At 50.7% G+C, this 4,060-nt stretch carries 5 protein-coding genes and 1 pseudogene; all 6 read right to left on the bottom strand.

Annotated features, from left to right (window positions below; translation table 11 throughout):
* Positions 1 to 27: 27 nt before the first annotated feature.
* Entirely contained in the window at positions 28 to 417 is a 390-nt protein-coding gene (gcvH, locus tag OEL57_RS14905; protein WP_300741534.1) for a glycine cleavage system protein GcvH, read from the bottom strand.
* A 3-nt stretch (positions 418 to 420) separates the two neighbouring features.
* Positions 421 to 1,761, bottom strand: coding sequence for an acetyl-CoA carboxylase biotin carboxylase subunit (gene accC / locus OEL57_RS14900; protein ID WP_300741532.1), 1,341 nt, complete (start codon positions 1,759 to 1,761; stop codon positions 421 to 423).
* Between the two features lie 9 nt (positions 1,762 to 1,770).
* Positions 1,771 to 2,238 (bottom strand): acetyl-CoA carboxylase biotin carboxyl carrier protein, encoded by a 468-nt coding sequence (accB, locus tag OEL57_RS14895; protein ID WP_300741530.1) that lies wholly within the window; start codon positions 2,236 to 2,238, stop codon positions 1,771 to 1,773.
* A 36-nt stretch (positions 2,239 to 2,274) separates the two neighbouring features.
* On the bottom strand, positions 2,275 to 3,342 hold the full coding sequence (locus OEL57_RS14890) for a M24 family metallopeptidase (RefSeq protein WP_300741528.1): 1,068 nt from the start codon (positions 3,340 to 3,342) through the stop codon (positions 2,275 to 2,277).
* A gap of 63 nt (positions 3,343 to 3,405) precedes the next feature.
* Positions 3,406 to 3,840, bottom strand: coding sequence for a type II 3-dehydroquinate dehydratase (gene aroQ / locus OEL57_RS14885; RefSeq protein WP_300741527.1), 435 nt, complete (start codon positions 3,838 to 3,840; stop codon positions 3,406 to 3,408).
* A gap of 2 nt (positions 3,841 to 3,842) precedes the next feature.
* Positions 3,843 to 4,060 (bottom strand): annotated as a pseudogene (locus OEL57_RS14880) (roadblock/LC7 domain-containing protein); the annotation flags it as partial.

Below are 4,060 nucleotides of genomic sequence, written 5' to 3'. Positions count from 1 at the left end.
ATTCTTATATCACATAAAAAAGCTGTTTTACACTTCCTTGTCTTCAACATAATCAGCATAATCATCAGCTGACATCAATGCCTTCAATTCATCCCGGTCTTCCAGTTCAAGTTCAAGCAGCCAGCCACCATCATAGGGATCATCATTCAGTAATGAAGGGGTATCCAGCGCCTCATCATTCACCGCCAGCACCGTACCGGTTATTGGTGCATACAACTCAGCAACCGTCTTGCGAGCCTCAATGGAGCCCATCGAGTCCTCCTGCTCCACCTGATCACCTTCTTCTGGCAATTCTACCGCAGCAATGGTGCCCAGTTCCTCCTGAGCAAAGTCAGTAATCCCCACCACTGCCCGGTTTCCTTCAATCCTCAACCAGACATGTTCCTTGGAATATTTGAGTTCTTCCGGGAATTCCATAGCCTACTCCAGCACGATCTTTTCAAGGAATGAGGTGTCCACATTCCCCTCAATAAAATCCTTATTCGTCATGATCCGCTTATGGAAGAATATTGTAGTCTTGATCCCCTCAATAATATACTCATCCAGAGCGCGAGCCATACGGCGGATCGCATCCTCACGGGTCTCGGCATGCACAATCAGCTTGCCGATCATGGAGTCATAGTGGGGAACCACGTTGTACTGATCATAGACAAATGAATCAACCCGCACCCCAAGGCCGCCAGGCTGATGATAGGCCGTGATCTTGCCGGGGCAGGGAGTGAATTTAAACGGGTCCTCAGCGTTGATCCGGCACTCAATGGCATGACCGGTGATCTTGATATCCTCTTGCGTATAGCGCAACGGCAAACCGGCAGCAGAACGGATCTGCTCACGAATCAGGTCTACACCTGTAACCATTTCAGTGACCGGATGCTCAACCTGAATCCGGGTATTCATCTCCATGAAGTAAAAGTCACCGCTCTTATCCAGCAGGAATTCAACCGTACCAACACTGGAATAGTTAACCGCCTTCGCCGCTTTGATCGCAGCAGCACCCATGGCAGCGCGGGTTTCAGGCTTCAGCACCGGACAAGGAGCTTCTTCAAGCATCTTCTGATGGCGACGTTGAATTGAACAATCCCGTTCACCCAAGTGGATGCAGTTACCATGCTTATCAGCCAGCACCTGAATCTCAACGTGGCGTGGCTCTACACAGTACTTCTCAATATACTCATCGGGATTACCGAAACCTGCCTGCGCCTCTGCCTTTGCCGTAGCATAGGCGTTGGCCAGGGTCGCCTGGGAATGAACAATTTTCATCCCCCGACCACCACCTCCGGCAGTTGCCTTGATAATCACCGGAAAACCGATCTGCTTGGCAATCTTGACCGCTTCATCAACGGTCTTCACGTTTTCCTTGGTGCCAGGCAGGATCGGTACGCCATGCTCAATCACAGCCTGACGTGCCGAGATTTTATCACCCATGATCCGCATGCTTTCAGCAGAAGGACCTATAAAAGTGATGCCACACTGCTCGCAGATCTCGGCAAACTTGGCATTTTCAGATAGAAAGCCATAACCGGGGTGAATTGCCTCGGCATCAGTCAGCTCAGCAGCGCTGATGATGGCATTGATATTCAGGTAGCTCTGACTGCTGGGAGGCGGGCCGATACAGACCGATTCATCGGCCAGCTTAACATGCAAAGAATCGGCATCAGCAGTGGAATAAACAGCCACTGTTTTGATCCCCAGTTCCTTACAGGCCCGGATAACCCGAATGGCAATCTCGCCACGATTGGCGATAAGAATTTTATGGAACATTACCTACTCCTAGATCTTTTCGATAACAAAGAGGGGCTGACCAAACTCAACCGGCTGGGCATTTTCAACACAGATTTTGACGATCTTGCACTTGTATTCAGCCTCAATCTCATTGAAAAGCTTCATCGCCTCAACCAGGCAGATAACCTGGCCCTTCTCAACCACCTGCCCAACTTCAGCAAACGGAGCTGATTCAGGGGAGGCTGCACGGTAGAAGGTACCGACAATCGGTGAATTAATGGTTTCGCCAGCAGGCTCTGCTACCGGTGCAGTTGCAGGAGCAGATGCCTGGGCAGCAGCAACCGGCGCAGTCATGGCTGCAGGTGCTTGCATATAAGCAGGAGCAGCCATCTGCACGATCTCAGTGCGTTGACCACGTTTGATAACAATTTTTTCCTCAGCATTGTCCATCTCAAATTCAGTAATATCGGTCTCGGTGATCATCTTTATCAACTGCTTCAGGTCTTTCACTTCCATGTCTATTCTCCTTCTTTTAGTAGCTACAGTATAGTACTACACAATGACAAGCTGCTTTGAAACCTTGGTCAGCAAGCGGCAGCCGTCTGACGTAACCGCTACCGTATCTTCAATCCGTACACCACCAAAACCAGGGATATAGATGCCCGGTTCAATGGTAAACACCATTCCTTCTTCCACTACAGCTTCACTACGTGGTGAGATAACCGGCTTTTCATGTATATCAAGGCCAACTCCATGGCCAACCCCATGGCCGAAATATTCACCAAAGCCTTGAGCCTTGATATAGTCACGGGCCAGCGCATCAAGCTCACGACAGGTGATTCCTGGTTTTACTGAAGCAATGGCACGATCATGGGCATCAAGCACCGTCTGATACAGTTGCTGTTGTCGCGTATTGATTGAGCCAACTGCCAGCGTCACTGTTTCATCAGAATGATAGCCATCCTTGATGGCCCCGAAATCAATAGTCACCAATTCACCGGACAGAATGCTCTTGTCCGATGCCCGTCCATGGGGCATTGCTCCACGAACACCTGAGGCCACAATAAAATCAAAACCGCGACCATCCGCACCACGACGGCGCATCTCAAACTCCAGTTGCAATGCAAACGTATCTTCCCGTATGCCAGGCTGCAGTTGCGGCAGAACCGCCTCAAACGAAGCCGAAGCCAGGCTTGCAATCTGCTCCATCTGTTCAAGCTCACCGGCATCCTTGCAATTGCGTACTGCATCAAGCTCAGGACCAACTCCTACCAGTGTCACCCCAGGTAAACGCGCTGCCAGTCCCTGATGCTGGGTTACCGTGGTGTGGGATGCCTCAAACCCAACCCTGTACCCGCCAGACTGCCGTACCAGCTCCGCAACGGCTTCCAGACGCTGGGTCTGTTCAATCAACACAAGATCAGCAACCTCTTTAGCAGCCTGAACAGTATAGCGGGAATCACAGACAAACCAGCCGCCTTCCTGAGTGAGCAACAACGCACCTTCAGAACCGCTAAAGCCGGACAGATAGCGCAGATTGACCGGATGCTCAATCAGCAACAGATCAATAGCATGTTCTTCAAAGAACGGCCACAGTTTCTGGCGTCTGCTTTTTAGCATAACTGAAAGCGACCCCTCAACCGAATTCTCACGAATCCCCAAAGTTTCCAAGAGTTCCCTAGACTAATTTTTAATATGATTAAAAAGTGCGCGCAGACCAAGCAGGTAACTATCCAGCCCGAAACCACAAATCTGCCCCAAAGCGAGGGGGGCCAGAAAACTATGGTGCCGGAACTCTTCCCTGCGGTGGATATTAGAAAGGTGTACTTCCACAAAGGGAAGTCCAATTGCAGCCAGGGCATCACGCAGGGCGACACTGGTATGGGTGTAGGCTGCCGGATTAATCAGAATGCCGTCGTACTTCTCCGGAGCCTGCTGAATAGCATCCACCAGGGCCCCTTCACTGTTTGACTGAAAAAAACCAAGCACAGCTTCAAACTCAGCCCCCAATGCCTCTAAGGCCCCATTGATATCATCAAGGGACAGGGTGCCATAAATTTCTGGCTCCCTTTTACCCAACAAGTTCAGGTTAGGTCCATGCAGCACCAGAATCCGCATGGCTAGCCTACCGCCTCAACCAGTTGCAAGGCATTGGCACGCAAAAGATAGCGAGCCTTGCCAAGATTGCCCTCCTTGCCAAGCACAAAGGCAGCAAAGAACTCATCGTTCAGCACTCGAATGATCATACGGGAGTTGGCAGTAGTGATGGTAATCTCCTCCATCTCGCCTGCCCCTACCACCTCAATCGTACGACGGATCTCCTTAATGACGGTACCAT

This window comes from Trichlorobacter sp. (assembly GCF_030247655.1).
Lineage (GTDB): Bacteria > Desulfobacterota > Desulfuromonadia > Geobacterales > Pseudopelobacteraceae > Trichlorobacter.
The sequence above is the reverse complement of the archived record's forward strand: the minus strand, read 5'-3'. Positions and strand labels throughout refer to the sequence as shown.